This window comes from Pigmentiphaga humi, assembly GCF_900606115.1.
Taxonomy (GTDB): Bacteria; Pseudomonadota; Gammaproteobacteria; order Burkholderiales; family Burkholderiaceae_B; genus Pigmentiphaga; species Pigmentiphaga humi.
In genome coordinates, this window is sequence record NZ_UWPJ01000025.1 from 51,021 (window position 1) to 75,425 (window position 24,405).

At 67.4% G+C, this 24,405-nt stretch carries 24 protein-coding genes; 5 read left to right on the forward strand and 19 right to left on the reverse strand.

The window, feature by feature from the left end:
* Nucleotides 1-27 precede the first annotated feature (27 nt).
* The 8 genes from PIGHUM_RS16445 to PIGHUM_RS16480 all read right to left on the reverse strand — a co-directional run bounded on the left by PIGHUM_RS16445 (nt 28) and on the right by PIGHUM_RS16480 (nt 8,094).
* Entirely contained in the window at nt 28-987 is a 960-nt protein-coding gene (locus tag PIGHUM_RS16445) for a VOC family protein (RefSeq protein WP_124080721.1), read from the reverse strand.
* 25 nt (nt 988-1,012) lie between these two features.
* Nucleotides 1,013-2,491 (reverse strand): aldehyde dehydrogenase, encoded by a 1,479-nt coding sequence (locus tag PIGHUM_RS16450; protein WP_425466733.1) that lies wholly within the window; start codon nt 2,489-2,491, stop codon nt 1,013-1,015.
* A gap of 3 nt (nt 2,492-2,494) precedes the next feature.
* On the reverse strand, nt 2,495-4,174 hold the full coding sequence (locus PIGHUM_RS16455) for a thiamine pyrophosphate-binding protein (protein ID WP_124080653.1): 1,680 nt from the start codon (nt 4,172-4,174) through the stop codon (nt 2,495-2,497).
* Nucleotides 4,167-4,964: an SDR family oxidoreductase gene (locus tag PIGHUM_RS16460; protein WP_124080654.1), complete on the reverse strand. Its 798-nt coding sequence runs from the start codon at nt 4,962-4,964 to the stop codon at nt 4,167-4,169. Before PIGHUM_RS16460 ends, PIGHUM_RS16455 begins: the two co-directional genes overlap by 8 nt.
* The gene (locus PIGHUM_RS16465) at nt 4,964-5,806 is read right to left on the reverse strand and encodes an IclR family transcriptional regulator (RefSeq protein WP_425466734.1); all 843 of its coding nucleotides are present in this window, start codon (nt 5,804-5,806) and stop codon (nt 4,964-4,966) included. Before PIGHUM_RS16465 ends, PIGHUM_RS16460 begins: the two co-directional genes overlap by 1 nt.
* A 125-nt stretch (nt 5,807-5,931) precedes the next feature.
* Nucleotides 5,932-6,246 (reverse strand): chaperone modulator CbpM, encoded by a 315-nt coding sequence (locus PIGHUM_RS16470; RefSeq protein WP_124080655.1) that lies wholly within the window; start codon nt 6,244-6,246, stop codon nt 5,932-5,934.
* A gap of 2 nt (nt 6,247-6,248) precedes the next feature.
* Nucleotides 6,249-7,190 carry a DnaJ C-terminal domain-containing protein gene (locus PIGHUM_RS16475; RefSeq protein ID WP_124080656.1) on the reverse strand — a complete coding sequence of 314 codons (942 nt, stop codon included), beginning with the start codon at nt 7,188-7,190 and terminating at the stop codon, nt 6,249-6,251.
* A gap of 205 nt (nt 7,191-7,395) precedes the next feature.
* Nucleotides 7,396-8,094, reverse strand: a complete 699-nt coding sequence (locus PIGHUM_RS16480; RefSeq protein ID WP_124080657.1) for a pirin family protein — start codon at nt 8,092-8,094, stop codon at nt 7,396-7,398.
* A gap of 104 nt (nt 8,095-8,198) precedes the next feature.
* Here PIGHUM_RS16480 and PIGHUM_RS16485 point away from each other — a divergent pair, with 104 nt between their 5' ends.
* On the forward strand, nt 8,199-9,143 hold the full coding sequence (locus PIGHUM_RS16485) for a LysR family transcriptional regulator (protein ID WP_124080658.1): 945 nt from the start codon (nt 8,199-8,201) through the stop codon (nt 9,141-9,143).
* The gene (gene gluQRS, locus PIGHUM_RS16490; RefSeq protein ID WP_124080659.1) at nt 9,140-10,009 is read left to right on the forward strand and encodes a tRNA glutamyl-Q(34) synthetase GluQRS; all 870 of its coding nucleotides are present in this window, start codon (nt 9,140-9,142) and stop codon (nt 10,007-10,009) included. Before PIGHUM_RS16485 ends, gluQRS begins: the two co-directional genes overlap by 4 nt.
* A gap of 36 nt (nt 10,010-10,045) precedes the next feature.
* Here gluQRS and PIGHUM_RS16495 read toward each other — a convergent pair whose 3' ends face one another.
* Nucleotides 10,046-11,482, reverse strand: a complete 1,437-nt coding sequence (locus tag PIGHUM_RS16495; protein WP_124080660.1) for a DEAD/DEAH box helicase — start codon at nt 11,480-11,482, stop codon at nt 10,046-10,048.
* Between the two features lie 196 nt (nt 11,483-11,678).
* Here PIGHUM_RS16495 and PIGHUM_RS16500 point away from each other — a divergent pair, with 196 nt between their 5' ends.
* Nucleotides 11,679-12,413, forward strand: coding sequence for a glycosyltransferase family 2 protein (locus PIGHUM_RS16500; protein WP_124080661.1), 735 nt, complete (start codon nt 11,679-11,681; stop codon nt 12,411-12,413).
* 101 nt (nt 12,414-12,514) lie between these two features.
* Entirely contained in the window at nt 12,515-13,597 is a 1,083-nt protein-coding gene (dinB, locus tag PIGHUM_RS16505) for a DNA polymerase IV (protein WP_124080662.1), read from the forward strand.
* Here dinB and PIGHUM_RS16510 read toward each other — a convergent pair.
* The 9 genes from PIGHUM_RS16510 to murI form a co-directional block, all read right to left on the reverse strand.
* Nucleotides 13,564-13,776: a heavy-metal-associated domain-containing protein gene (locus PIGHUM_RS16510; protein ID WP_246013257.1), complete on the reverse strand. Its 213-nt coding sequence runs from the start codon at nt 13,774-13,776 to the stop codon at nt 13,564-13,566. The genes dinB and PIGHUM_RS16510 overlap by 34 nt on opposite strands.
* A 52-nt stretch (nt 13,777-13,828) precedes the next feature.
* Nucleotides 13,829-15,052, reverse strand: coding sequence for a TIGR03862 family flavoprotein (locus tag PIGHUM_RS16515; RefSeq protein WP_124080663.1), 1,224 nt, complete (start codon nt 15,050-15,052; stop codon nt 13,829-13,831).
* Nucleotides 15,053-15,080: 28 nt separating this feature from the next.
* Complete coding sequence (locus PIGHUM_RS16520) at nt 15,081-15,914, reverse strand: IclR family transcriptional regulator (RefSeq protein ID WP_124080664.1); 834 nt, start codon at nt 15,912-15,914, stop codon at nt 15,081-15,083.
* A gap of 79 nt (nt 15,915-15,993) precedes the next feature.
* Nucleotides 15,994-16,767, reverse strand: a complete 774-nt coding sequence (locus PIGHUM_RS16525) for an SDR family oxidoreductase (protein WP_124080665.1) — start codon at nt 16,765-16,767, stop codon at nt 15,994-15,996.
* Between the two features lie 15 nt (nt 16,768-16,782).
* Nucleotides 16,783-17,628 (reverse strand): ABC transporter permease, encoded by an 846-nt coding sequence (locus tag PIGHUM_RS16530; RefSeq protein ID WP_124080666.1) that lies wholly within the window; start codon nt 17,626-17,628, stop codon nt 16,783-16,785.
* Complete coding sequence (locus PIGHUM_RS16535; protein WP_124080667.1) at nt 17,628-18,623, reverse strand: ABC transporter substrate-binding protein; 996 nt, start codon at nt 18,621-18,623, stop codon at nt 17,628-17,630. Before PIGHUM_RS16535 ends, PIGHUM_RS16530 begins: the two co-directional genes overlap by 1 nt.
* Nucleotides 18,624-18,670: 47 nt before the next feature.
* Nucleotides 18,671-19,456: an ABC transporter ATP-binding protein gene (locus PIGHUM_RS16540; protein WP_124080668.1), complete on the reverse strand. Its 786-nt coding sequence runs from the start codon at nt 19,454-19,456 to the stop codon at nt 18,671-18,673.
* Between the two features lie 400 nt (nt 19,457-19,856).
* Nucleotides 19,857-20,402: a GTP cyclohydrolase I FolE gene (gene folE, locus PIGHUM_RS16545; RefSeq protein WP_124080669.1), complete on the reverse strand. Its 546-nt coding sequence runs from the start codon at nt 20,400-20,402 to the stop codon at nt 19,857-19,859.
* 133 nt (nt 20,403-20,535) lie between these two features.
* Nucleotides 20,536-21,345 carry a glutamate racemase gene (gene murI, locus PIGHUM_RS16550; protein WP_124080670.1) on the reverse strand — a complete coding sequence of 270 codons (810 nt, stop codon included), beginning with the start codon at nt 21,343-21,345 and terminating at the stop codon, nt 20,536-20,538.
* A 392-nt stretch (nt 21,346-21,737) separates the two neighbouring features.
* Here murI and gdhA point away from each other — a divergent pair, with 392 nt between their 5' ends.
* A complete protein-coding gene (gdhA, locus tag PIGHUM_RS16555; RefSeq protein ID WP_124080671.1) occupies nt 21,738-23,081 on the forward strand; it encodes an NADP-specific glutamate dehydrogenase in 1,344 nt (447 codons plus the stop codon).
* A gap of 192 nt (nt 23,082-23,273) precedes the next feature.
* On the opposite strand, the gene PIGHUM_RS16560 is transcribed toward gdhA, so the two are convergent.
* Nucleotides 23,274-24,389 (reverse strand): AI-2E family transporter, encoded by a 1,116-nt coding sequence (locus tag PIGHUM_RS16560; RefSeq protein WP_124080672.1) that lies wholly within the window; start codon nt 24,387-24,389, stop codon nt 23,274-23,276.
* Nucleotides 24,390-24,405: the final 16 nt, after the last annotated feature.

Genomic DNA, 24,405 nt, shown 5'->3' on the forward strand with positions numbered 1-24,405 from the left:
CTTCTCCAACTCCGCCCTAGCCGGCGATCACTTCTTATCCGTCAGGAACTGGCCGTCCGGGGCCTTCGCGCTCTTCTGGCGGCGGGTATTGCCGTCCAGGCCGCCGTCGATCGCCCATTCGGCGAATATCGTGGGGCCGGGCTCGAACTCGCGGGCTTCCCACTCGGCGTCGAGGAAATCCTCGTCGGCGTAGTACTCGATCAGGCCGCCGCCGGGAAAGTTGAAGTACCAGAAGTAAGCCGACGAAATCGGATGGCGGCCCGGTCCGATCTGCGTGCTCCAGCCGTCGCGCGCCATGGCCATGCCGCCGCCGAACACCTCATGGATGTCGCGCACGGTGAAGGCCACGTGGTTCAGGCCGGCGCGCGGCTCGGGCGGCTGCAGCAAGAACAGGTCGTGGTGGCCGCCTTCGGCCGCGCAGCGCATGAAGGCGCCCCGGTTGGGATAGCGGTCGGAAGCGACGAAACCGAAGTTGTCGGCGTAGAAAGCCTCGCAAGCCTTGACGTCCTTGACGAAGAACACCACGTGGCCCACCTCGATGGGCGTGGCGCGGTCGTAGATCGGACTGCGCTGGTTGCGGCGCGACTTGGTGCCCCAGGTATTCATGCCCGGGCTGTCCAGGTCGAGCTCGATCTTGCGGGTCTTCTGGAAGCGCACGGCCAGGCCATTCGGATCCATGCAGCCCACGCGGCCGCCCTCGTTCACATAGCCCGGCTGCCCCTTGAGCTTCTCGGCGAAACGCGCGATCACCTCGTCGCCGGAACAGCCCCACACCACCTCGCGCAGCGTCGGCCCGTCCTCGATGGCGGGCGGCAGCCCGGGGAAATCGGTCGTCTTCACGATCACCCGGCACTTGTTCATGCTCTCGTAGACCAGCGACTTGTCGGTTTCCTCGACCAGGTTCAGGCCCCAGTCGTTCAGGAATTTCTTGCAAGCAGCCAGGTCGTCCGCGCCGTAGGTGATTTCGTCTATGCCCAATACGTCCATCATCATCACTCCTAGAGGCGGAGCCTCAATTTGCCCAGGACAAGGGGGATTCGTTCATGCCCCAGTACATGCCCTTTTGCTCCATGTATTGCAGGATGCCGAGGCGGCCTTTCTCGCGGCCGATGCCGCTGTCGCGCCAGCCGCCGAACGGCGTCGAAATCGAGAACAGCTTGTAGGTGTTGATCCACACCGTGCCGGCCTGCACCGCGCGGCCGACGCGCCAGGCGCGCTTGTAGTCGCGCGTCCAGATGCCGGCGGCCAGCGCGTACACGCTGTCGTTGGCTTGCTCGATCAGCGCTTCCTCGCTGTCGAAGGGCATCGCGACCAGCACCGGCCCGAAGATTTCTTCCTGGCTGATGCGGGCCTGGTTGCTCAGGCCCTCGATGATGGTCGGGCGATAAAAATAGCCCTTGTCGTAGAGACCGCCCTCGGGACGCTGGCCGCCGGTGCGGATGCGTCCGCCTTCGGAGACGCCCAGTTCGACGTAGCGCTCGATCGACTCGCGGTGCTTGCCGGTGATCAGCGGCCCCATCTGGGTGCGCTCGTCGGACGGGTCGCCCACGCGCAGCGCCGCGGCGCGCTCGGTCAGGCGGTCGATGAACTGCTCATAGACGGACGAGGCCACGAACAGCCGCGAGCCGGCGATGCAGGCTTCGCCCGAAGAACTGAAGATGCCGTACAGCACGCCGTTGACGGCATGGTCCAGGTCGGCATCCTCGAACACCATGGTGGGCGACTTGCCGCCCAGTTCCAGCGAGACAGGCATCATCTTGTCGGCCGCGATGTGGGCGATGTGCCGGCCGGTGGCGGTGCCGCCGGTGAAGGACACGCGCTTGACCAGCGGGTGCTTGGTGATGGCGTCGCCGATCACCGACCCCCTGCCGGGCAGCACACTGACGATGCCCTTGGGGACGCCGGCCTCTTCGCAGATGGCGGCCAGCTCCAGCGCCATCAGCGGCGTGATCTCGGCGGGCTTGACCACGACGGCGTTGCCGGCGGCCAGCGCCGGGGCCATCTTCTGCGCCTCGCTGGCGATGGGCGAGTTCCACGGCGTGATGGCGGCGACCACGCCCATGGGCTCGTAGACGCTCATCGTGATGTAGTCGCCGCGCGGCGGGGTGATGATTTCTTCCAGCGTTTCGCAGGCGGCCGCGAAGTATTGGAAGGTGCCGGCGGCGCTGGCGACCAGCACGCGCGTCTCGGAAATCGGCTTGCCGTTGTCCAGGCGCTGGCGCTGGGCCAGTTCCTCGGCCCGCTCGCGAATCAGCTGCGCGATACGATAGAGCACGGCGGCGCGCTCGTGCGGCTTGCGCTGCGCCCAGCCGCTGGTGCGGAAGGCGTGATGAGCGCCCTGGATGGCCTCTTCGACGTCATCCAGGCTGGCCGCGTTCAGGTAGGCCACGGCCTCCCCGGTGGCCGGGTAGATGGTGGCGTAGCGGTCGCCGCCGCCTTCGCGCCAGACGCCGGCGATGCAGATGGGAAGCGTCTTGTCGGAGATCAGCATGGCTCAGGCTTCCTTCTTGTCGGCCGTGTTCTTGAGCGGCGGGCCGGCGAACTTGGTGTTGAAACCGCCGATCGACAGCATGTCGAGTTCGACGATGAACGGCCCTTCCACGACCAAGCCTTCTTTGATCGCGCCTTCGAGCTGGTCCAGGCTGGCGACCTTGGCGTGGCCCAGGCCCATGGACCGGGTCAGCAGCGCGTAGTCCGGCGTGTGCAGCTGCACGTAGTGCTTGCGGCCGCCGTAGACGGCGTCCTGGATGTTCTTGATGACGCCGTAGGACTGGTCGTTCATCAGGATGATCAGCATGTCGGCCTTTTCCTGGACGGCGGTGGCCAGCTCGCCCAGGTTCAGGATGAAGCCGCCGTCGCCGGCCAGCGTGAAGGTCTTCTTGCCCGATCCGGTGGCGGCCGCGCCGATCGCGGCGCCCACGCCCATGGCCAGGCCCAGGCCGATGCCGCCGCCCAGCGCGTGCACGCCGGCCTTGGAATCGTGCAGGCACGGCAGGCGGTTGCCCCAGATGCTGTTGGACAGCGTCACGTCGCGCACCCAGTTGAAGGACTCGCCCACCACCGATTGCAGCGTGTCGATCAGCCTGTCGTAGGGGCCGACGTCATCGCGCAGCCTGGCCATGGCGGCCCGCTTGGCGGCCTGGAGGTCGTCGATGAACGCGGGGTCGACCGCCATCCTGCCTTCGAGCCGGTCGGCCAGCCCTTCGAGCGCCAGCGTGGCGTCGCCGTTGACGAAGAAATCGGTGGAATAGGCGCGGCCGTCGGCCTGCGCGTCGGCATCGATGCGGTAGCGCGTGGCGGGCAGCTTGACGGCGTATTTCAGCGTCTCGTTGCTGCGCAGGCGCGAGCCGACCACGACCAGGGCGTCCACGGTCTGGTACAGGTTCTCGACGGGCTTGGCGACGGTGAACGAGCCCAGGCAGGCCGGATCGTTCTCGGGAATCACGCCGCGCCCTTGCGTGCTGGTGATGACGCCGAAGCCCAGCTTGACCAGGCGGCGCACCTGCTCGCCGGCCTGGCGCGCGCCGCCGCCCAGCCACAGCAACGGCCGCTTCGCGCCGGCCAGGCGGCTGGCCAGTTCGTCCAGCGCGGCTTCGGCCGGCGCCAGCGGCACGACGGGCAGCGGAGTCAGGTCGGCGGGCGCGTCGATCAGCGCAGCCTGTACGTCGATGGGGATCTCGATGCTGACCGGACCGGTGGGCGCGGTCATGGCGATCTGCACGGCGCGCTTGACGATGCCCATGGCGGTCTCGGGCGTGCGGATGCGGAAGGCGGCCTTGGAGACGGCCTTGAGCATGTCCAGCTGGTTGTTGGCCTCGTGGATGAAGCCCAGGTTCTGGTCCAGGTAGGGGCTGTCGATCTGGCCGGTCAGGTGCAGCAGCGGCGTGCCGGCGGTAATGGCTTCGACCATCGAGCCCGCGGCGTTGCCGGCGGCGGTGCCGGTGCTGGTCACGGTCACGCCCAGGCCGCCGGTGGTGCGCGCATAGGCGTCGGCCATGTTGGTGGCGCCGGCCTCGCCGCGCGCCATCACGAAGCGGATGTTGCCGCGTTCGCCGAAGGCGTCCAGGATGGGCATGTTGTGGATCGAGATGACCCCGAACGCCGCCTTGACGCCGCAGTTCTCCAGGAACTGCGCAATGGCTGCGCCGACGGTGATGCGGTTGGCATTAGGCATGACGGCAAACCCCTCCGGAAATATCGATATGGCTGCCCGTCGTGTAGGAAGACAAGGGCGAAGCAAGGAAGAAAATGGCGCGGGCGGGCTCTTCGGGACGGCCCAGGCGGCCCAGCGGAATCTGTTTCTCGGCGGCGATGCGGGCCGTCCACTGCTCCCATGAGAGCGAGCGGTCTTTGCGCTCTTCGTAGCGGCGGCGCCACTGGCCCGATTCGACCAGGCCCAGCAGGATGCCGTTGACCCGGATCTTCTTCGCGCTCAGCTCGTAGGCGAGCGAGCGCACCAGGTTGTGGATGCCGGCGCGCGCGGCGGAAGTCGCCACCATGTGCGGCTCGGGCTGGATCGCCAGCAGCGAATTCACGCAGACGATGGCGGCGTCTTCATTCTGCTCCAACTGCGGAATGAAGGCACGGGTCGGGTTGATGACCGAGAAGAACTTCAGTTGGACCTCGTCCAGCCAGGCCGAGTTCTCGGTGCTGGCGAAGGTGGACACCCTGCCCTGGCCGGCGTTGTTCACCAGGATCGCCGCTTTGCCCAGTTCGCGCTCCACCTCGGCGGCGAAGGCCTGCACCTGCTCGGGCGCGAGCACGTCGCAGCGCGAGGCCAGGATGCGTGCATCGGGAAAACGGGCGAGCAGGCCGTTCTTGGCCTGCTCGAGCTTTTCCTCGCTGCGGCCGCAGAACGCAACCGCAGCGCCGGCCTCCAGCAACATTCCCACGGTGGCCAGGCCGATGCCCGAGGTTCCCCCGGTGACGACGGCGACTTTTCCGGCAAGGTCATACATGCTCATCAGGCAACCATTCCGTTCAGTTTTCTATCGGATCCGTAGGCGGCATCCTGCCCACGGTAATTGAGTAAAGAAGAAAGTTCCGCCGCGCTCTCGCACACGGCGCGCGCCAATTGCTGCAGGCGCGCGGGCTCGATGGGAACGGCCGGCATGGCCACGCCCAAGGCGGCCGCGATCGCGCCGCCCTGCTCGCGCACCGGCGCGGCCAGCGTCGAAATGCCGGAATCGAAGAATCCCTCGTGCAGCAGATAGGGCCGCCGGCGATCCTGCAGCAGCAGTGCGTGCAGCTCCTGGACGTTGCGCGGCGTGAAGGAATTGACGACGGCCAACTTGCCGTCCGGATAAAGCCCGGCCAGCTGTTCCAGCGTCATGTCGGCCATCAGCACGCGGCCCAGCACGGTGGCGTGGGCAGGCAGGCGGGTGCCGACGTTGACCGAACTGGCCATGAGCGTCGTGGCGGCCGCCTTGGCCACGTAGACGATGTCGGTCTCGTCGCGCACGACCAGATGGCAGGAAAGATTGAATTCGTCGCGGACGCGCGCGAGCAGCGGCGCGCCCAGCTGGGTGAGCTCCAGCGAAGCCAGGTATTCGAAGCCCAGGCGCAGCACGGCCATGCCCAGCGCGTAGCCGCGGCCGTTATCGGCGCGCTCCACGAACCCGAGCTGCTCGAGGGTGTTGAGCAGGCGGAATACGGTGGTGCGGGGGACGCCCAGGCGGCGCGCCAGGTCGGGCGCGCCGACCATGCCGGCGCCGCGGCCGACTTCGCAAAGCACGCGCAGGCCCCGCTCCAGGCCCGGGACCCTATATTTTTCAGCAGAGAATTCCGACGTCGGCAACTGGCTCACAATTCCGTCCTAGCCCTGGTTTTGTTCCACCCTTGAAACGGCAGTCCAAATAAGGAACAGAACGGACTATAGCGAGTCGGCACCCTGGTTGCGACTAGGGTATACCCGATGATCGCGAAAACAGTTCAGCCGCCGCGGCCTTCGCCCAGCACACGCAGCCGCGCCTTCAAGCGCCGGATCTCCTGGCTCATGTCGAGCATCAGGGCGGCTGCCTCCAGCTCGACGTCGAAGCACTGCTGCAATTGGCGGGCTTCGCGGGCCTGCCGGAGCGCCTGGCTGTCGAAGCGCCAGGCCGGCGCCGGCCCGCGCGCCTCGATGATGCCCACGCGCACCAGCTGCACCACCCAGGCCTCTTCCGCGCCGCAGGCCCGCGCCAGATCCCCGGCGCTGAGCGGCTGCTCGCTTCCCACCACCGTGGCAGTGACGGTTATCGTCTTCATCGTCAGTCTCCCAGGTTGCGGCGCGGATCGAACGGCAGATCGCGCGCCAGGTTTTTGTATGCCTGCCTGGCCTGCTCGGTATCGGCGGGCGGCAGCACGACGTCCAGCACCAGGTACAGGTCGCCGGCCGGATCGCCCGGGATGCCCTTGCCCTTCAGGCGCAGCTTGCGTCCATTGCGCGAATTGGCCGGCACGCCGACCTCCACCACCGGCCCTTGCGGCGTGGGCGCGCGCACCGTCGCCCCCAGCATGGCCTCCCAGGGCGCCACCGGCAGGTCCATGTAGAGATCGCGGCCGTCGACCTTGTAGCGGGCATGCGGCTTGAAGCGGATCTCCAGATAGAGGTCGCCATTCTCGCCGCCGCCTATGCCGGGCATGCCCTGCCCCGCCAGGCGGATGAACTGCCCTTCGCGCACGCCCGCAGGAATGCGCACGTCGAGCGTGCGTTCCTGCAGCTGGGGCCGGCCCTGTTCGTCGTAGCCGATGGATCGCAGCGAAATATCGCGCGAGGCGCCCCGCAAGGCGTCCTCGAGGTCGATCTCGATGGCGGCATGGTGATCCTCGCCGCGCGCCCGGATGTTCTGGGCGCGGGCCTGCGCGCGGCCGTGCCGGGCGCCGAACAGGGAGGAAAAGAAATCGCTGAAGGCGGCATCGTCGCCCGGGCCGCCGCCGCGGAATTCGAAGCCGCTGTCCCAGCCCGGAGGCGGATGGAAATCGCCGCCCGGCGAGACGCCGGCGGCCAGATTGTCGTACGCGGCGCGCTTCTCCGCGTCCTTCAGGACCTGGTAGGCCTCGTTGACGTCGCGCATGCGCGTTTCGGCATCGGCTTCCTTGCTGACGTCGGGGTGGTATTTGCGGGCCAGCTTCCGATAGGCGTGGCGGATGTCGTCTTCCGAAGCTCCCCGCTCGACGCCCAGGATGTCGTAGTAATCCTTGAACTCCATAGTCGCGGTCTCACAAGAGGTGGGGCCGGACGGGGACCGCGGCGGCGCGCCGGAGACAGGCGCGGGCTCGTCTCCGGAACGGCGTCAAGGACCCGGCCGGCTGGATACTTCCATAGATGAGGACGCGCCGACTTGTTTCAATCGGCTTGCCAGCCGCCCTGGATGCGGCGGGCACAGCATGGCCGTGTCCGCCGCATCCAGTCTATCAGTGCAGATCGAACAGCAATACTTCGGCGGCATCGCCCTGCTCGATCACGATAGGCGAGACGCCCTCGACCGCGACCGCGTCTCCGCCCGACAGCGTCGCGCCATTGACGACCACCGTGCCGCGCGCGACATGCACCCAGGCCCTGCGGTCCGGAGCCAGCACGTGTTCGGCACGCTCGGCGCCGTCGAACACGCCGGCGTACAGGCGGGCATCCTGGTGGATGCGCACCGACTCCTGCGCGCCGTCGGGCGAGGCGATCAGGCGCAGCCTGCCGCGCTTGTCGGCTTCGGAGAAATTGCGCTCTTCGTAGCTCGGCTCGACATTCTTGCGGTTCGGCTCGATCCAGATCTGCAGCAGGTGCGTCGCGCTGGCGGCGTCGGGGTTGAACTCCGAATGCATCACGCCGGTCCCGGCGCTCATGCGCTGCACGTTGCCCGGACGGATGACCGAGCCGTTGCCCATGCTGTCCTTGTGCTCGATCGCGCCGTCCAGCACATAGGTGATGATCTCCATATCGCGGTGGCCGTGCATGCCGAAGCCCCGGCCGGCGGCGATATGGTCGTCGTTGATCACCCGCAGCGGGCCATAGCCCATGTGGCCCGGATCGAAATAACCGGCGAACGAGAAAGTGTGGGCGCTCCGGAGCCAGCCATGGTCGGCCTGGCCGCGGTCTTCACTACGTCGAATAGTCAACATGACAATACTCCTTGCTGTGTTGGATCTATTGTGGGCGTCCGCGACGCCGCGTTGTGTCGTATGCTTTGAGGAGATCATTCAAATTCATTGAACGATATCCGCCCATGCAGGCCCTTTCGCCCGAGTCGCTCCAGATGATCGACGCCATCGCCCGCCACGGCAGCTTCGCCAAGGCCGCGCGCGAACTGGGCAAGGTGCCGTCGGCGCTGACCTATTCGGTGCGCAAGATCGAGGATGAACTCGATGCCCTGCTGTTCGACCGCAGCGGCCACCGCGCCCGGCTCACGCCGGCGGGCGAGGAGCTGCTGCGCGAGGGCCGGCCGCTGCTGGAAGCGCTCCATGCCCTGGCGCGGCGCGTGCATCGCATCGCCACGGGCTGGGAAACCGAACTGCGCGTGGCGGTCAGCGCCGTGCTCAACTGCACGCCGCTGTTCGAACTGATCGAGGATTTCGAGGCCCTGGGAACGGGCACCCGCCTGCGCTTTTCCTACGAGGTGCTGCAAGGCAACTGGGACGCCCTGTTGTCCGGACGGGCCGACCTGGTGATCGGCGCCGACGCCGACGACGCTCCCGCCGAAGGCTTCCAGTCGCGCGCGCTCGGCAACATGCCCTTCGTATTCTGCGTCGCGCCGCACCATCCACTGGCGCAGGCGCCCGAGCCGCTGAGCGCCGCCGACATCGACCGCCATACGGCCGTCGCCGTGGCCGACACCTCGCGCCGCATGCCCGCCGGCACCAAAGGCCTGCTGTCCTCCCAGCACACGGTCACGCTGCCGACCCTGGAACTGAAGGCGCGCGCCCAAGTGCGCGGCATAGGCTGCGGCTACCTGCCCGTGCCCATGGCGGCCCCCTACCTGGCGCAAGGCCTGCTGGTGGCCCGCAAGGTGGACGGCATCCGTCTGAACGAACGGCTGGTCTATGCCTGGCGCGCGCCCGCGGAAGGCCGGGCGCTGCAATGGCTGCTCGAGCGGCTGCAATCGTCGCGGCTGCATGCCGCGCTGCTGGCCCACCCGCACTCGCTCGCCGACATGACCCTGCGCGCATCATGACGACATACATCGGACGCTTCGCCCCCAGCCCCTCCGGACCGCTGCATCAGGGCTCGCTGGTCGCGGCGCTGGCCAGCTACCTGGACGCCCGCGCTCACGGGGGACGCTGGCTGGTGCGCATAGAAGACCTGGACGCGCCGCGCGTGGCCGAAGGCGCGGACCGCATCATCCTCGGCCAATTGCAGGCGCTCGGCCTGCATGCCGACGCGCCGCCCGTCTACCAATCGGCCCGGCACCCCGCTTATCGCGCGGCCTTCGACGCGCTGCGCGAACGCGGCCTGGTCTATCCCTGCGGCTGCACGCGCAAGGAAATCGCCGACTCCATTCTCAGCGCGCGCGGCAGCCTGCCGGCCGGCGAACTGCCCTATCCCGGCACCTGCCGCGCCGGCCTGCACGGCCGCAGCGCGCGCGCATGGCGGGTACGCGTGCCGCCCGGCGTGGTGCGCTTCACCGATCGCTGGCTGGGCCCGGTCGAACAGGACCTGGCGGATGAAGTGGGGGATTTCGTGCTGTTCCGCGCCGACGGCATGTGGGCCTATCAGCTCGCGGTCGTCGTGGACGACGCCGCACAAGGCATTACCGACGTGGTGCGCGGCCAAGACCTGCTCGGATCGACGCCCAGGCAGAAACTGCTGCAAGAGATGCTGGGCCTGCCGTCGCCGCGCTGGATGCACGTGCCGGTGGTCGTCAATGGCCAGGGCCAGAAACTATCCAAGCAGACCGGCGCGGCGGCCATCGACACCGGCCAGCCGGTGGCGGCGTTGCAGGCCGCCTGGCGGCACTTGGGATTCGCCCCGTTCGCGGCCGGCGACCTTGCCGGCTTCCTCGCGGAAGCCACGCGGCGGTGGCAGGAACGGAGCCGCTGAAAACCCGATAAAGCTCGCCTCAACCCGAGGCGCGGATCAGGAAGCGTCGTCGGTTTTTTTGCCGCCGCCCAGCAGCACCGCCAGGGGGCGCTTGGCCGCAGGCCGTTGTGTCGTCGTGGACGGCGTATCGTGCCGCTGCGCCTCGGCGCTCGCGGAAGGCTCGTAAGGGCGTAGAAAGAACTCGTCGACCGGCGCGGCCGCCGGTTCATAGCGCCGCTCGCGGCTGCCCCGGCTGCGCTCGGGACGCTCGAAACGTTCGCCGCGCTCGCCACGTTCGCGCCGCTCGCCGCGCGAGGCGGCCAGCAGCGACGTCGGCAACTCGAGCTGGCCGCGCGGGATCTCCCGCTTGATCAGTTTCTCGACGTCGAGCAGGTACTTTTCCTCGGCGCTGGAGAACAGCGAGATCGCCTCTCCCGACGCCCCCGCGCGGCCCGTGCGGCCGATGCGGTGCACGTAGTCTTCGGCGTTGTACGGCAGGTCGTAATTGATGACGCACGGCACGCCGGCCACGTCCAGGCCGCGAGCGGCCACGTCGGTCGCCACCAGCACTTCCAGTTCACCGGCCTTGAATGCTTCCAGCGCCTTCATCCGGTCGGCCTGGGTCTTGTCGCCGTGGATGGACTCGGCGCGCACGCCATCGCGTTCGAGTTGGCGCGCCAGGCGGGCCGTACCGATCTTGGTGTTGGAAAACACGATGACCTGCTTGAGGCCGCGCGACTTGACCAGATGCACGACGGCCGCGCGCTTGGCGTCGCCTTCGAGCTTGTAGGCGATCTGGCTCACGGTGTCGGCCGTGGCGTTGCGCGCCGCGACCTCGATCTCGACCGGGCTGTTCAGATACGAACGGCCGAGCTTGCGGATCTCGTTGCTGAACGTGGCCGAGAACAGCAGCGTCTGGCGCTGTTGCGGCAGCAGCCGGATGATGCGTTCGAGGTCGGGCAGAAAGCCCATGTCGAGCATGCGGTCGGCTTCGTCGAGCACCAGTATGCCGACCTGGCCGAGGTTGACGTTGCGCTGCTCGACGTGGTCGAGCAGGCGGCCCGGCGTGGCGATCAGCACTTCGCAGCCGCGCCGCAGCGCCTCTTTCTGCGGCCCGATGTCGACCCCGCCGAACACCACGGCGGCGCGCAGCGGCGTGGAGGCTCCGTAGCGCTTGACGCTTTCGGCAACCTGGTCGGCCAGTTCGCGGGTCGGCGTCAGGATGAGCGCGCGGACGGGATGGCGCGCCGGCGAGGCGCTGGTATTGGCCAGCGGCATCAGCCTGTGCAGGATGGGCAGCGTGAAGGCCGCCGTCTTGCCGGTGCCGGTCTGGGCCGCGCCCATTGCGTCGCGGCCGTTCATGACCACGGGAATGGCCTGGGCCTGGATGGGCGTAGGAGTGGTGTATCCCGTGGCGACGACCGCCTTCAGGATATCTGGATGCAGGCCGCAATCCGCGAAGGAACTTGGCCCTGATACCGCTGTATCTGTCATGGTGGGTGGACCACCAATCCCGCAACACGATGATGCGAATCAATAGCCCAGAAAAATCAAAGACTTAGATTTTACCCCAAAAGCCCGCCGCCGCACGCAAGCCGTTTCTCGCGGCAAGCGTCACGGCGGCCAGCCGTCGCGTGCCGGCGGCGGCGTCGTGCGAAAATGGCTGCCGTCGTCCGCCCGAGCCCGCGCCATGCGCCTTTCCGTCATCGTCATCACCCGCAACGAAGCCCACAACATCGCCGCCTGCCTGGAGTCGGTGCGGTTTGCCGATGAAGTGATCGTGGTCGATTCGGGCAGCACCGACGGCACCGTGGACATCGCCGGCAGCTTTGGGGCCCGGGTGACGGCGGCGCCCGATTGGCCGGGCTTCGGTCCGCAGAAAAACCGCGCATTGGCGCTGGCCACGGGCGATTGGGTCCTGTCGCTGGACGCCGACGAACGGGTGACCCCGGAACTGGCCGCCGCCATCGCCCAGGTGCTGCGCGATCCGCGTCACGACGCCTACGACATGCCACGGCTGTCGAGCTTCTGCGGCCGCTTCATCCGCCACAGCGGCTGGTGGCCCGACCGCGTGCTGCGCCTGTTCCGGCGCGGCACCGCCCGCTTCAGCGACGACCAGGTGCACGAGAAAGTGCTGCCGGACGGCAGCGTCGGCCAGTTGGCGCCGCATCTTTTGCATTACACCTATCCGGACCTAGATACGGCGATCGCCAAGATGAACCGCTACTCCGCCGACAGCGCCCAGACCCTTCATGCGCGCGGCAAACGCGCCTCGATAGGCACCGCCATCGGCCATGGCCTGTGGACCTTCATCCGCATCTACCTGATCAAGCGCGGCTTCCTCGACGGCCGCCACGGCTTCCTGCTGGCCACCACCGCCGCCGCCGGCAGCTTCTACCGCTACGCCAAACTGAGCCTGAAATGACCTTCGCATTGGATTTCCTACCCAGGAAACAGCGGATCCGGCTCCGCCGGTCCGCCAGTTTCGCCCCCTGGGGGCGCGCGTAAGCGCGTAGGGGGGGCTGAATGCCGGGGGTGAAAATCGTTCATTGCGACTGCGATTGCTTCTACGCGTCCATCGAGATGCGGGACGATCCCGGCCTGCGCGGCCGGCCCCTGGCGGTCGGCGGCCGGCCGGAGACGCGCGGCGTGGTGGCCACCTGCAATTATGAAGCGCGCAAGTTCGGCATCCATTCGGCCATGTCGTCGGCGCGCGCGCTGCGGCTGTGCCCCGAGCTACTGATCATTCCGCCCGCCATGGAGAAATACCGGGCGGCCTCCGCGCAGATCATGGAGATCTACCGCGACTACACCGAACTGGTCGAGCCGCTGTCCCTGGACGAAGCCTACCTGGACGTCACCGACGTGCAGCGCCTGCAGGGCAGCGCCACCTTGATCGCGCGCGAGATCCGCCAGCGCGTGGCGGCGGCGGTCGGGATCACGGTGTCGGCGGGCGTCGCGCCCAACAAGTTCGTCGCCAAGATCGCCAGCGACTGGAACAAGCCCGATGGCCTGTTCGTGGTCCGCCCGCAGGATGTCGATGCCTTCGTCGCCGCATTGCCCGTGGCCAAGCTGCACGGCGTGGGCAAGGTGACGGGCGCGCGGCTCAAAGCGCTGGGCGTGGAGACCTGCGCCGATCTGCGCACGTGGGAGCCCGAGCAACTGCGCGAACATTTCGGCACGTTCGGCGAACGGCTGTACGAGCTGAGCCGGGGCATCGACCGCCGGCTGGTCTCGCCCAGCCGGATACGCAAATCGATCAGCGTCGAACAGACTTTCGCCGCCGACCTGCCCACCCTCGAATCATGCCAGGCCAGGCTGCGCGGCATGCTCGACCAGCTCGATGCGCGGGTGCGCCGCGCCGATGCGCAAGGGCAGATCCAGAAACTGTTCGTGAAACTGCGCTTCTCGGATTTCAACCGCACCACCGCCGAAGGGGGCGGGTCCGCGCTCGACGAAGAGCAACTCCGCATCCTGTTGAACACCGCGTTCCGCCGCAATCCGCGCCCCGTCAGGCTAATGGGCCTGGGGGTGCGGCTGGGCGAAGCCGACGGACAGCTTGCACTGTTCGGGAATCAGCCGGCAGCGGAAGAACCGGACACTTTGTAGCCTGCCTCTTCGATCAATCGCGCCACCTGGGCGGCGTCTCCGGCGTGCTCGACCTTGACGTTCCCGGCCGCCAGATCGACCGCCACGCTGGCCTCGGGATAGGCGGCCACGATGGCGTTCGTGACGGCCTTGACACAGTGGCCGCAGCTCATGCCTTCTACCTGGAATTGCAGCATCATCGGACTCCTTCGTAGCGATGCGTGCAGTATCCACCTTGCCACGGTAGGAAGGTCAAGCCCGCAGCCAGCGCGCCGCGCCCGTTCCCGTCCAGCGCCCGCTGGCGAGGCAGGCCGTGAGCAGGTAGCCGCCGGTGGGCGCTTCCCAGTCCAGCATCTCGCCCGCGCAGAAAACCCCCGGCACGGCCCGCAGCATGCCCGCCTCGTCCAGCGCCTCGAAGCGCACCCCGCCGGCGCTGCTGATGGCCTGCTCGATCGGCCGCGCGGCACGCAGGACCAGCGGCAAGGCCTTGATGCGGCGGGCCAGCCGGGCCGGGTCGTGGAAATCGCCGGCCGGCGCCGCTTCCCGCAGCAAGCCGGCCTTGACGCCGTCGATCCGCACCCGGGCGCGCAAATGATTGGCCATGGACTTGCTGCCGCGCGGCCACGCCAGTTCGCGCTCGACCCGCTCCAGGTCGAGTCCGGGCGCAAGGTCCAGGTAGACCGTCGCCCGGCCGTCGCGGGCGATGGCGTCGCGCAGCCGGGCCGAAGCCGCATAGACCAGGCTGCCCTCGATCCCGTAGCCGGATACGACGAACTCGCCGGTCCGCTGCCACGTTCCCAGGGCATCGGCCATGCGCAGCGCCACCGCGCGCACCGGCTGGCCGGCGTAGCGGCTGCGGAAATGCTCGCTCCATGGGATCTCGAATCCGCAATTGGCCGGCGCCAGCGGCGCGATGGCTACGCCGCGCTCCGCCAGCCACGGCACCCAGGCGGCATCCGACCCCAGCCGGGGCCAGCTCGCGCCTCCCAGGGCCAGCACCAGCGCGCCGCAGCGCCGCGAAACCGGCCCGGCTGGCGTATCGAAACGCAGCGCTCCGTCGCCGTCCCAGCCCAGCCAACGGTGGCGCATGTGCAGCCGCACCCCTTGCGCGCGCAGCCGGTGCAGCCACGCGCGCAGCAGCGGCGCGGCCTTCATTTCCCTGGGGAAAACGCGGCCCGAAGTGCCGACGAAGGTTTCGACGCCCAGGCCCGCGGCCCACTCCCGCACCTGGCTGGCGCCGAAGGCTTGCAGCAGCGGCGCAAGCTCGGCCGCGCGGCCGCCATAGCGTGCCAGGAACGGCCCGGGCGGCTCGGAATGGGTAATGTTCAGCCCGCCTATGCCGGCCAGCAGGAACTTGCGGCCGGCCGAAGGCATGGCATCGTAGACGTCCACCCGCACGCCCCGGGCCGCCAGCGCCTCCGCCGCCATCAGCCCGGCGGGCCCGGCGCCGACCACCGCCGCATGCGGCGCGTTCACATCCTCCGCCACGGCAGCGCCCCGCGCCTCAAGGACGCCACGAGGCCTTGCCCCGGGCCTGCATTTTCTCGGGCGAATAATTCAACAGCCGCGACAGTTCGAGCGCCGTGCTGCGCACCTTGGCGACCAGCTCGTCGATGCGCTCGGGCTCGAAGCGCGAAGACGGAATGGTCGCGCCCAGCGCGGCCACGATGCGCCCAGTGCCGTCGCGCACCGGCGCGGCAACCGTGGACACGCGCGCCTCGAAGAACGCTTCCTGCAACACGTAGCCGCGCTCGCGGTCTTCCTGCACCAGTTCGTACAGGCTCTGCACCGTGGCGGGGGTACTGGACGAATAGCTTTGCAGGTGCTCTTCGGGGAACAGCTCGCGCAACTCCTCCAGGCTCAGGTCTTCGAGCAGCACGCGGCCGAGCACGGTCGCATGCGCGGGCAGGCGCGTGCCGACGTGGACGCTGCTGGCGAAAGGCGTGGGCGCGGACGACTTGGCCACATAGACGATGGAACGGCCGTCGCGCACGACCAGGTTGCACGAGAAACCGATCTCGCCGCGCAGGCGCTCCAGCAAAGGCGTGCCGAGTTCCGTCAGCTCGAGCGAGGCGAGATATTCGAATCCCAGCCTGAGCACCGCCAGGCCGAGACGATAGTCGTGGCCGCCGGGCTCGCGCTGCACGAAGCCCATGGATTCGAGCGTCATCAGCAGGCGGAACACGGTCGAGCGCGGCAGGCTGAGCCGGCGCGCCAGCTCGGGCGCGGACAGCTTGCGATCGTAGTGATTGAACTGCCCCAGCAGCAGCAGACCGCGCTCCAGCGCCGGGACGAGATACTTGTCCTGGACCTCTTCGGAAAGATTCGCTTTGCTCATGTGACCACGTCAACTCAATGCTCGAGGACCGCATGATACCGGCCCGGCGTCCGACTCCCGCCGCGCCGACCCGGCCGCATCAATTGAACACGAAACCGCCGTTGACCGGCAGCAGCTGCCCGGTCACGAAGCGGGCCAGGTCCGACAACGCGAACAGCACCGAGCCGCTGACGTCCTCCGGCACCTGGTCGCGCTGGATGGCGCGCTGGTCGTGGTAGAGGCGATGGCGCGCCTCGGGCACGTATTCGGTAGCCTCGACCAGCGTCAACCCGGGCGCGATCGCGTTGACGGTGATGTTGCCGGCGCCGAATTCGCGGGCCAGCGAACGCGTCATGGCAATGACCGCGCCCTTGCTCGCGGCATAGGCCAGCAGCTTGGGCGCGCCCCACAGCGCGGTGTCGGAAGCGATATTGACGATGGCGCCGCGGCCCGACGCCTGCAGCGCAGGCTGGCAGGCCGCGGACATCAGCCAGGTGCCGCGCACGTTGACCGCCATCACGCGGTCCCATACGGCGACCTCCAGTTCCTGTGCGCCGACGCCGCCCGAGTTGGTGATGGCAGCGTTGTTGACCAGCCCGTCGAGCCCGCCCAGCCGTTGCACGGCCTGCGCCGCGCATTGCCTGACGGACTCCGGATCGGCCAGGTCCACCACGACGCCGTGCACCGGATACCCCTTGGCGCGCAGGGTCTCGACCGACTGCTCCAGCGTATCGGCCAGGATATCCGCCATCGCCACCTGCGCGCCCGCCTGGCACAGCGACATGGCGAAATCGTAGCCCAGCCCGCGCGCCGCCCCCGTCACCAGGACGCGCCGGCCCTTCAAAAGATTGCCGATAGTGCTCGAATCCAACATGACTCCCCTGCTTCTCTAAACCGTAGTAGTGGTCGCGCGCGGCAGATAGTGCAGCACCTTCTTCTCGGCCCACACCACGGCCGCATAGGCGATGATGCCGATCACGGTGAGCACGGCGATCGTGACGAACACGGCCGAGGTGTTGCCCTGTCCTTCGCCGTCGACCAGCAGGTAGCCCAGGCCCAGGTTGCCGCCCACCAGTTCGCCCACCGTCACGCCGATGACGGCCAGGGTCGACGCGATGCGCAGGCCCGAGAACAGCGCGGGCAGCGCCGACGGGAACTCGACCAGGCGGAACACCTGCCAGCGGCTGGCGTTGAGCGTGCGCACCAGGTTGACCATGTCCGGGTCCACCGTGCGCACGGCCGACAGCACGTTGATCATGACCGGGAAGAATACGATCAGGATGGCCACCAGGATCTTGGGGTAGATGGTATAGCCCAGCCACATCACGAACAGCGGCGCGAACGCCACCTTGGGGGCGATCTGAAGCGCCAGGATGTAGGGCGACAGAATGGACTCGGTGGTGGGCGACAGCCCCAGCACCACGCCTACCACCAGGCCCAGCAAGGCGCCCAGCACGAAGCCGACGAACACCTCGAACGCGGTGATGCCGCTGTGCATGAGCAGTTCGCTGTTCTCCCACATGAGGCCGAATTCCTGGACCACGCGGCTGAAGCGCGGAAGAATGAACTCGGGCATGTTGAGCAGGCCCGGTCCCCATTCCCAGGCGGCCAGGAACGCCACCAGGACCAGCAGGCTGCCGGCGGCGGTGGCGACCTTGCCCGTGAAGAACGGCCGGGACGGCCCGGCCGCGCGCGCCGCGGCGGGCGCGCGCTCGTTGGATGCAGGCACGGACATTACCGCTCGACCCCGACGAACTGGTTGGTATAGAGATCGGTCAGCGGCGCGGCCTTGGACACGATGCCTTCCGACACGTAGAACTTCTGCACTTCGGCCAGGCGCGCCGTGTCCATCTGGCCCAGCACCTTCTGGTCGGCGTATACGTACTGGTTGTACAGGCGCAGGATGCGCTCGAGCTTCTCTTCCTTGCCCTTGAAGGCCGGCGCGGCCTGGGCATAGGTGGCGGCGGCGCTCTTGGGATCCTTCATCACGTCCTGCATGCCGCGCAGCGTGGCGCGCACCAGGCGCTTGATGAGGTCGGGGTTCTTCTTGATGGTCTCGTCCGAGGCGATGATGGCCTGGGCCATGCTGTTGAACGGCTTGTCGAGCTTGAGGTACTCGGCGTTGCCGTTGGTGGCTTCGTCGGCATCGACCAGCCAGTCGGGGGTGGCGGCCATGCCTTCGGACTTGCCGGCGGCAAACAGCTGCCAGACGCCGGCCGGGCCCGCGGCCTGGATGGACACGTCGTTCTTCGACAGGTTGTACTTCTTCAGCGTGCCCAGCAGCGCGTAGTAGGTGGTGTCGCTGTACGAGATCACGGTGACGGTCTTGCCCTTGAGGTCCGAGACCGACTTGATCGGGCCGTTCTTCTTGACGGCCAGCGAGGACAGCGAACCGGCGCCCAGCACGGCGACGGCCTTGACCGGCACGCCGTTGGCGCGAACGATGATGGGCGTATCGCCGATGGCGCCGCCGATCACCGCGTTGCCCGCGCCGATCTGCTTGGCGACGTCCACGCCGCCCTTGCCCAGCACGAAATTGACCTTGATGTTTTCATCGGCGTAGTAGCCGCGCTGCTGCGCGATCATCCACGGGGCGAAGGCCGGCAGCGTGGGCGGCGCGGGCAGCAGGTAATCGATTTCCTCGGGCGCCGCGTGCACGGCGAAGGGCGATGCCACGGCCACGGCAACGGCGGCCAGCTTGAAACTGCACGAGATCAGGGCTTTTTTCATGAGGCTTCCAGGGTAAGCGCGAACGGAGCGCGACGTGTCGTGGGGGATTAATGCAGCTCGGCGGTTTCCTTGCCGACCTTGAGCAATTCCATCAGGCGGCCTTGCAGCGGCCCGATCTGCGGCAGCTTGCGGCGTTCCAGGGGATTCTCGCGCAGCGGCAGGTCGATGACGATTTCTTCGATGATGGTGCCGGGACGCTCGCTCATGACCAGCAGGCGGTCCGACAGCGCGATGGCTTCCACCAGGTCGTGGGTAATGAATAGCGCGGTCTTGCGCTTTTCGAACAGCATTTTGGCCAGGTCCTGCTGCAGCACCATCTTGGTCTGCGCATCCAGCGCGGAGAACGGCTCGTCCAGCAGCAGCACCTGCGGATCGACGGCCAGCGTGCGGGCCAGCGCGGCGCGCTGGCGCATGCCGCCCGACAACTGGTAGGGGTAGTGTTCCTCGAAGCCTTTCAAGTGGCACTTGGCCAGCAGTTCATCGGCGATCACCTTGCGCTCGCGCGCCGGGGCGCCATCGATCTCCATGCCCAGCTCGACGTTGGCGCGAATGGTGCGCCAGGGCATGAGCAGGTCTTTCTGCAGCATGAACGCCACCTTGCGCACGGGACGGGTGACGCGCTGGCCGCCGACGTAGACCTCGCCCTCGCTGGGCAGGTACAGGCCGGCGCCCATGTTCAGCAGCGTGCTCTTGCCACAGCCGGAGGGGCCGATGATGGACACCACCTCGCCGCTGCGGATGCTCAGGTTGACGTCGGTGACCGCTGCCCGCGGCTCGCCCGTCTGGCGGTCCACGAAACGCTTGCCGACCTGGCGGAACTCGATTTCATTCATGGTGCTGGGCCTGTAAAAACCAAAACGTCGGCGCGGCGGCCCGCTGGGGCGGGGTCTTGCCGATTGCAGGACGCAAAGCCTTGCGTTAGGGTCGATCGATCAAGCAATAAGGCATCGTCTTAAATACGAAACCATATCTCATATACGGAACAACGCGAAAAATATAGCGCCTCGATTTGGGAGGCGCGACTGGGGAAACCACTAAGGGGATGCTTGCTACATGGGCAAGCAAACACCGGGCCAGGCTACGAAGCGGGCCCTATGCGCCAGCCTGTTACCGGCGTGCGCAGGGAAAGAAAGGGAAAATTCGCACCGAACCAGGGCGCGGCGCCCCGAGAATGTGCATCCGGCGCACAACCGCCGGATGACACGAGCCCCGCCTTGCACGGGGCCGGGCGCTTCAGCCGATCAGGCCGAGGAACTCCGCGCGCGTGGAGGGATTCTCGCGGAAAGCGCCGAGCATGACCGAACTGACCATGGACGAGTTCTGCTTCTCGACGCCGCGCATCATCATGCACATGTGCTGGGCCTCGATCACGACCCCCACCCCCAGCGCATCGGTCACCTGCTGGACCGCCTCGGCGATCTGCAGGGAAAGATTTTCCTGGATCTGCAGGCGGCGCGCATACATATCGACGATGCGCGCCACCTTGGACAGGCCCAGCACTTTGCCGTTGGGCAGATAGGCCACATGGGCCTTGCCGATGAAAGGCAGCAGGTGGTGCTCGCAAAGCGAGTACAGCTCGATGTTCTTGACCAGCACCATCTCGCTGGAGTCGGACGAGAACAGGGCGCCGTTGACGATGTCGTCCAGCTTCTGGCCGTAGCCCTGGCACAGGTACTTCATGGCCTTGGCGGCGCGCTTGGGCGTATCGCGCAGCCCTTCGCGCTGCGGATCCTCGCCGAGTTGTTCGAGGATGGCGGTGTAGTGCTGTTCGAGCGACATCGATGCTCCCAATGCGAATGCGTGTTTTCCCCGGCGCCTGCGTCACGTGGCCGCGGCAATCCGACGGCAGCCGAAGGCGTGAGAATACCCCATCGCCTCCGGCCCGGCGCGCAAAGTCCCTGCCGGGCGTGGGTCAGCAATACGGCTGCGGCAGGCGCGCAACCGCGGCCGGATGACCGGTCAACGCGGCAATGCGGCGCGCAACCGCGGCCGGATCGCCGCTGGTCAGGAACTCGACCGTTCCCTGCCCCGCAGCGTTGACCAGGCCATGGCTCAGCAACTGGCGATGCAACTGCCGCGCGAAGGGTTCGCCGGTCTCCAGCAGGGCCACGCCCGGCCCGGCGTGGCGGCGGATGGGTTCGGCCAGGAAAGGAAAATGCGTGCAGCCCAGCACGAGTACGTCGGCCCCCCGCGCCAGCAGGTCGGCCAGCGGCTGGGCCACGAGGTGATCCTGCTGCGGCGTCCAGCCCCCCTCTTCCACCAGCGTGACCCAGCCGGGGCACGGCTTGACCAGGACCTCCACGTCTTCGGCCTGGCGCCGAACCAGGGCGTGAAAGCGTTCGCTGAACAGGGTGCCGGTGGTGGCCAGCACGCCTATCACGCCCGAACGGGTCAGCCGGGCTGCCGGCTTGACCGCCGGCTCGATACCGACGATAGGCAGGCCCGGATGATGCGCGCGCAAGGCCTCGACCGCCACGGCGGTCGCGGTGTTGCACGGGATGGCCACCGCCTTGGCCTGGCGCGCGAGGAAAAAATCGGCAATGCTCAGGGCTCGCGCGATGACGGCGGCGGGGCTTTTCTCGCCATAGGGCAGATGGCCGCTATCCGCGACGTACAGCAGGTTTTCGCGCGGCAAGGCGCGGCGGATGGCATCCAGCGCGCTGACGCCGCCTACGCCGGAATCGAAAATGCCTATCGGCCCGGACGGGTCGGCAGTCTTCATGGCATGCAGGGCAAAACGGATCAGCCCCGCATGATACGCCCTCGCCCCGCCGACTGTGCGCGCGGCGGGGCCGCCGGACGCGCAGCGACAAGTTAATGCGTCCCCGTTTTAACAGTCTTCCCGACCGATCGCTGAAAGACCGTCCCTAATTAAAAATCGCATCAAATAAGTGCAGAAGATGCATTTTTACCCCCATGATGGTGCAAAAACAGGATTAAAATGCCGCGTTTTGTGGTTGAAACAGCACTAAAAAGAACCGCCGCACGCAACAGGTGCAGACCGCTGACGCTCCCTGGCACACCCTCGAAACGACACCTCCTTCCGGAGCTGTTCCAGCCAGGCGTGGCCATCGCGACAGGACGACCCAAGCGCCGGGCATCTCGGAGCCGATTTTGAAGCACGCCAGCCTAGACAGTTTTCTTTCCCAGGTCGCCAAGCGCGATCCCCATCAGCCGGAATTCCTGCAAGCGGTCAAAGAGGTCATGACCAGCCTGTGGCCCTTCCTGCAGAAGCATCCCCGCTACGCCGAGCACGGCCTGCTCGAACGGCTGGTCGAATCCGAACGCATCATCCAGTTCCGCGTTTGCTGGGTCGATGACCAGGGCCAGGCCCAGGTCAACCGCGCCTTCCGCATCCAGCACAGCTCCGCCATCGGCCCCTACAAGGGCGGCATGCGGCTGCACCCCTCCGTCAACCTGTCCATCCTGCGCTTCCTGGCGTTCGAGCAGACCTTCAAGAACTCGCTGACCACGCTGCCCATGGGCGGCGGCAAGGGCGGTTCGGACTTCGATCCCAAGGGCAAGAGCGACGGCGAAGTCATGCGCTTCTGCCAGGCGCTGATGCTGGAACTCTATCGCCATCTCGGCCCCGACACCGACGTGCCGGCCGGCGACATCGGCGTCGGCGCCCGCGAAGTCGGCTTCATGGCCGGCATGATGAAAAAGCTGTCGAACAGCGCCGCGGCCGTCTTCACCGGCAAGGGCCTGGCCTACGGCGGCAGCCTGATGCGCCCCGAGGCGACCGGCTACGGCACGGTCTATTTCGCCGAACAGATGCTGCATCGCCGCGGTGACGGCTTCGCCGGCAAGACGGTCTCGATCTCGGGCTCGGGCAACGTCGCGCAGTATGCGGCCGAGAAATCCCTGGACCTGGGCGCCAAGGTCATCAGCCTGTCCGATTCGGACGGCACCCTGTACGTGCCCGGCGGCATCGACGAAAGCCTGCTCAAAGAGATCATGGATCTCAAGAACGTGCAGCGCGGCCGCCTGTCGGACTTCGCAGCGGCGCGCAAGCTGTCCTTCGAGAGCGGCAAGCGTCCGTGGCACATCCCGGCCGACATCGCCCTGCCCTGCGCCACGCAGAACGAACTGGACGACAAGGACGCCGAAACCCTGGTGCGCAACGGCGTACTGTGCGTTGCCGAAGGCGCCAACATGCCTTCCACGCTGGAAGCGGTGGATGTCTTCACCCAGGCCGGCACGCTGTACGCGCCCGGCAAGGCCAGCAATGCCGGCGGCGTGGCCGTCTCCGGCCTGGAAATGGCGCAGAATTCGCAGCGCCTGGCCTGGCACCACGCGGAAGTCGACGAGCGCCTGCGCGCCATCATGAAAGACATCCACGAAAACTGCGTGCGCCACGGCTCGCGCGGCGATGGTTCGGTCAACTACGTCGACGGCGCCAACATCGCCGGCTTCGTGAAGGTTGCCGACGCCATGCTGGCGCAAGGCATCTATTAATAAATAAGGCCTCCCCGTACGCGCTTACGCGCGCCCCCCAGGGGACGAAGCGGGTGGACCGGAAGAAAAGCCCACCCCTACGCGGCTACGCCGCGCCCCTCGAGGGGCAGCACTGGCGGACCGGCAAAGCCGGATCCGCTGTGCCCTGGGGGCTGAAATCTGTCTCAGTTTGCGGTATTGGGCTCTTCTGTTTTATTCCGGAACCCTCGGGTCTCGTTTTGCCGGCCCGCCTGTGCCGCTCACTGGATAGCCTTCCACAGGCGGCACCAATAGCCACTCTCGCCATATGGCGACGAGCAGGGCCATCAGGACCGGGCCGACGAACAGGCCGACCAATCCCATCGTTTGCACCCCGCCGACCAGGCCCACGAAAGTGGGCAGGAACGGCAGTTTGACCGGGCCGCCCACCAGCCGGGGGCGCAGGGTCTTGTCGACGACGAAGAGTTCGAGGGTGCCCCAGGCGAACAGGCCCAGGCCGGCCACGAGCTTGCCCGATCCCACCAGATAGAGCGACACCATGGTGAATGCGAGCGGCGCGCCGCCGGGGACCAGCGCCATGAAGCCGGTGACCAGGCCCAGCAGCGCGGGCGACGGCACGCCGGCGATCCAATAGGCTACGCCGAGCACGACCGCCTCGCCGATGGCGATCAGCCCCATGCCGGTAACGGTGGCGCTGATGGTGGCGGGCACGACGCGCGACAGCCGGGTCCAGCGCTGCGGCAGCACCCGTTCGCCGACGATGTCGAGCTGCGCGACCATCCTGGCGCCGTCCTTGTAGACGAAGAACAGGATGATCAGCATGAACAGCACCGTGAGCGCCAGGTGGAATACGTTGCCGGTGGCCGACAACGCCACGCGGTAGATGTTGCCCAGGTGTTCGCCGCTGACGAACTGCACCCAGCTGCCGAGCGCATGCGGCTGGGTCAGGTGCTCCTCCCAATAGCCCGCCAGCCGTTCGCCCACCAGCGGCAGGCCGCTGACCCAGAGCGGCACGGGCAGACCCACGCGATTGGCATCCATCAGCCAGCGGATCAGGTTGCTGGCCTCTTTGATGGCGTAGGACAGCCCGTAGGCGAAAGGCACGATCAGGCCCACCACGATGACCAGCAGCGCGACGCTGGCCGCGAGCGCCGTGCGCCCGCCGCAGAACCTGACCCAGCGGTGGTACAGCGGCCAGCTCGCCAGGCCGATGATCAGCGCAGCCAGCCCCGGGACGAGGAATCCGCTGAAGAAATACACGCCGGCCAGCAGCATCAGGATGAGCAGCCATCTGGCCATCAGGCGGGCGGAGAAAACGGGAGGCGTCATGAAAAGTCGCGTGAAC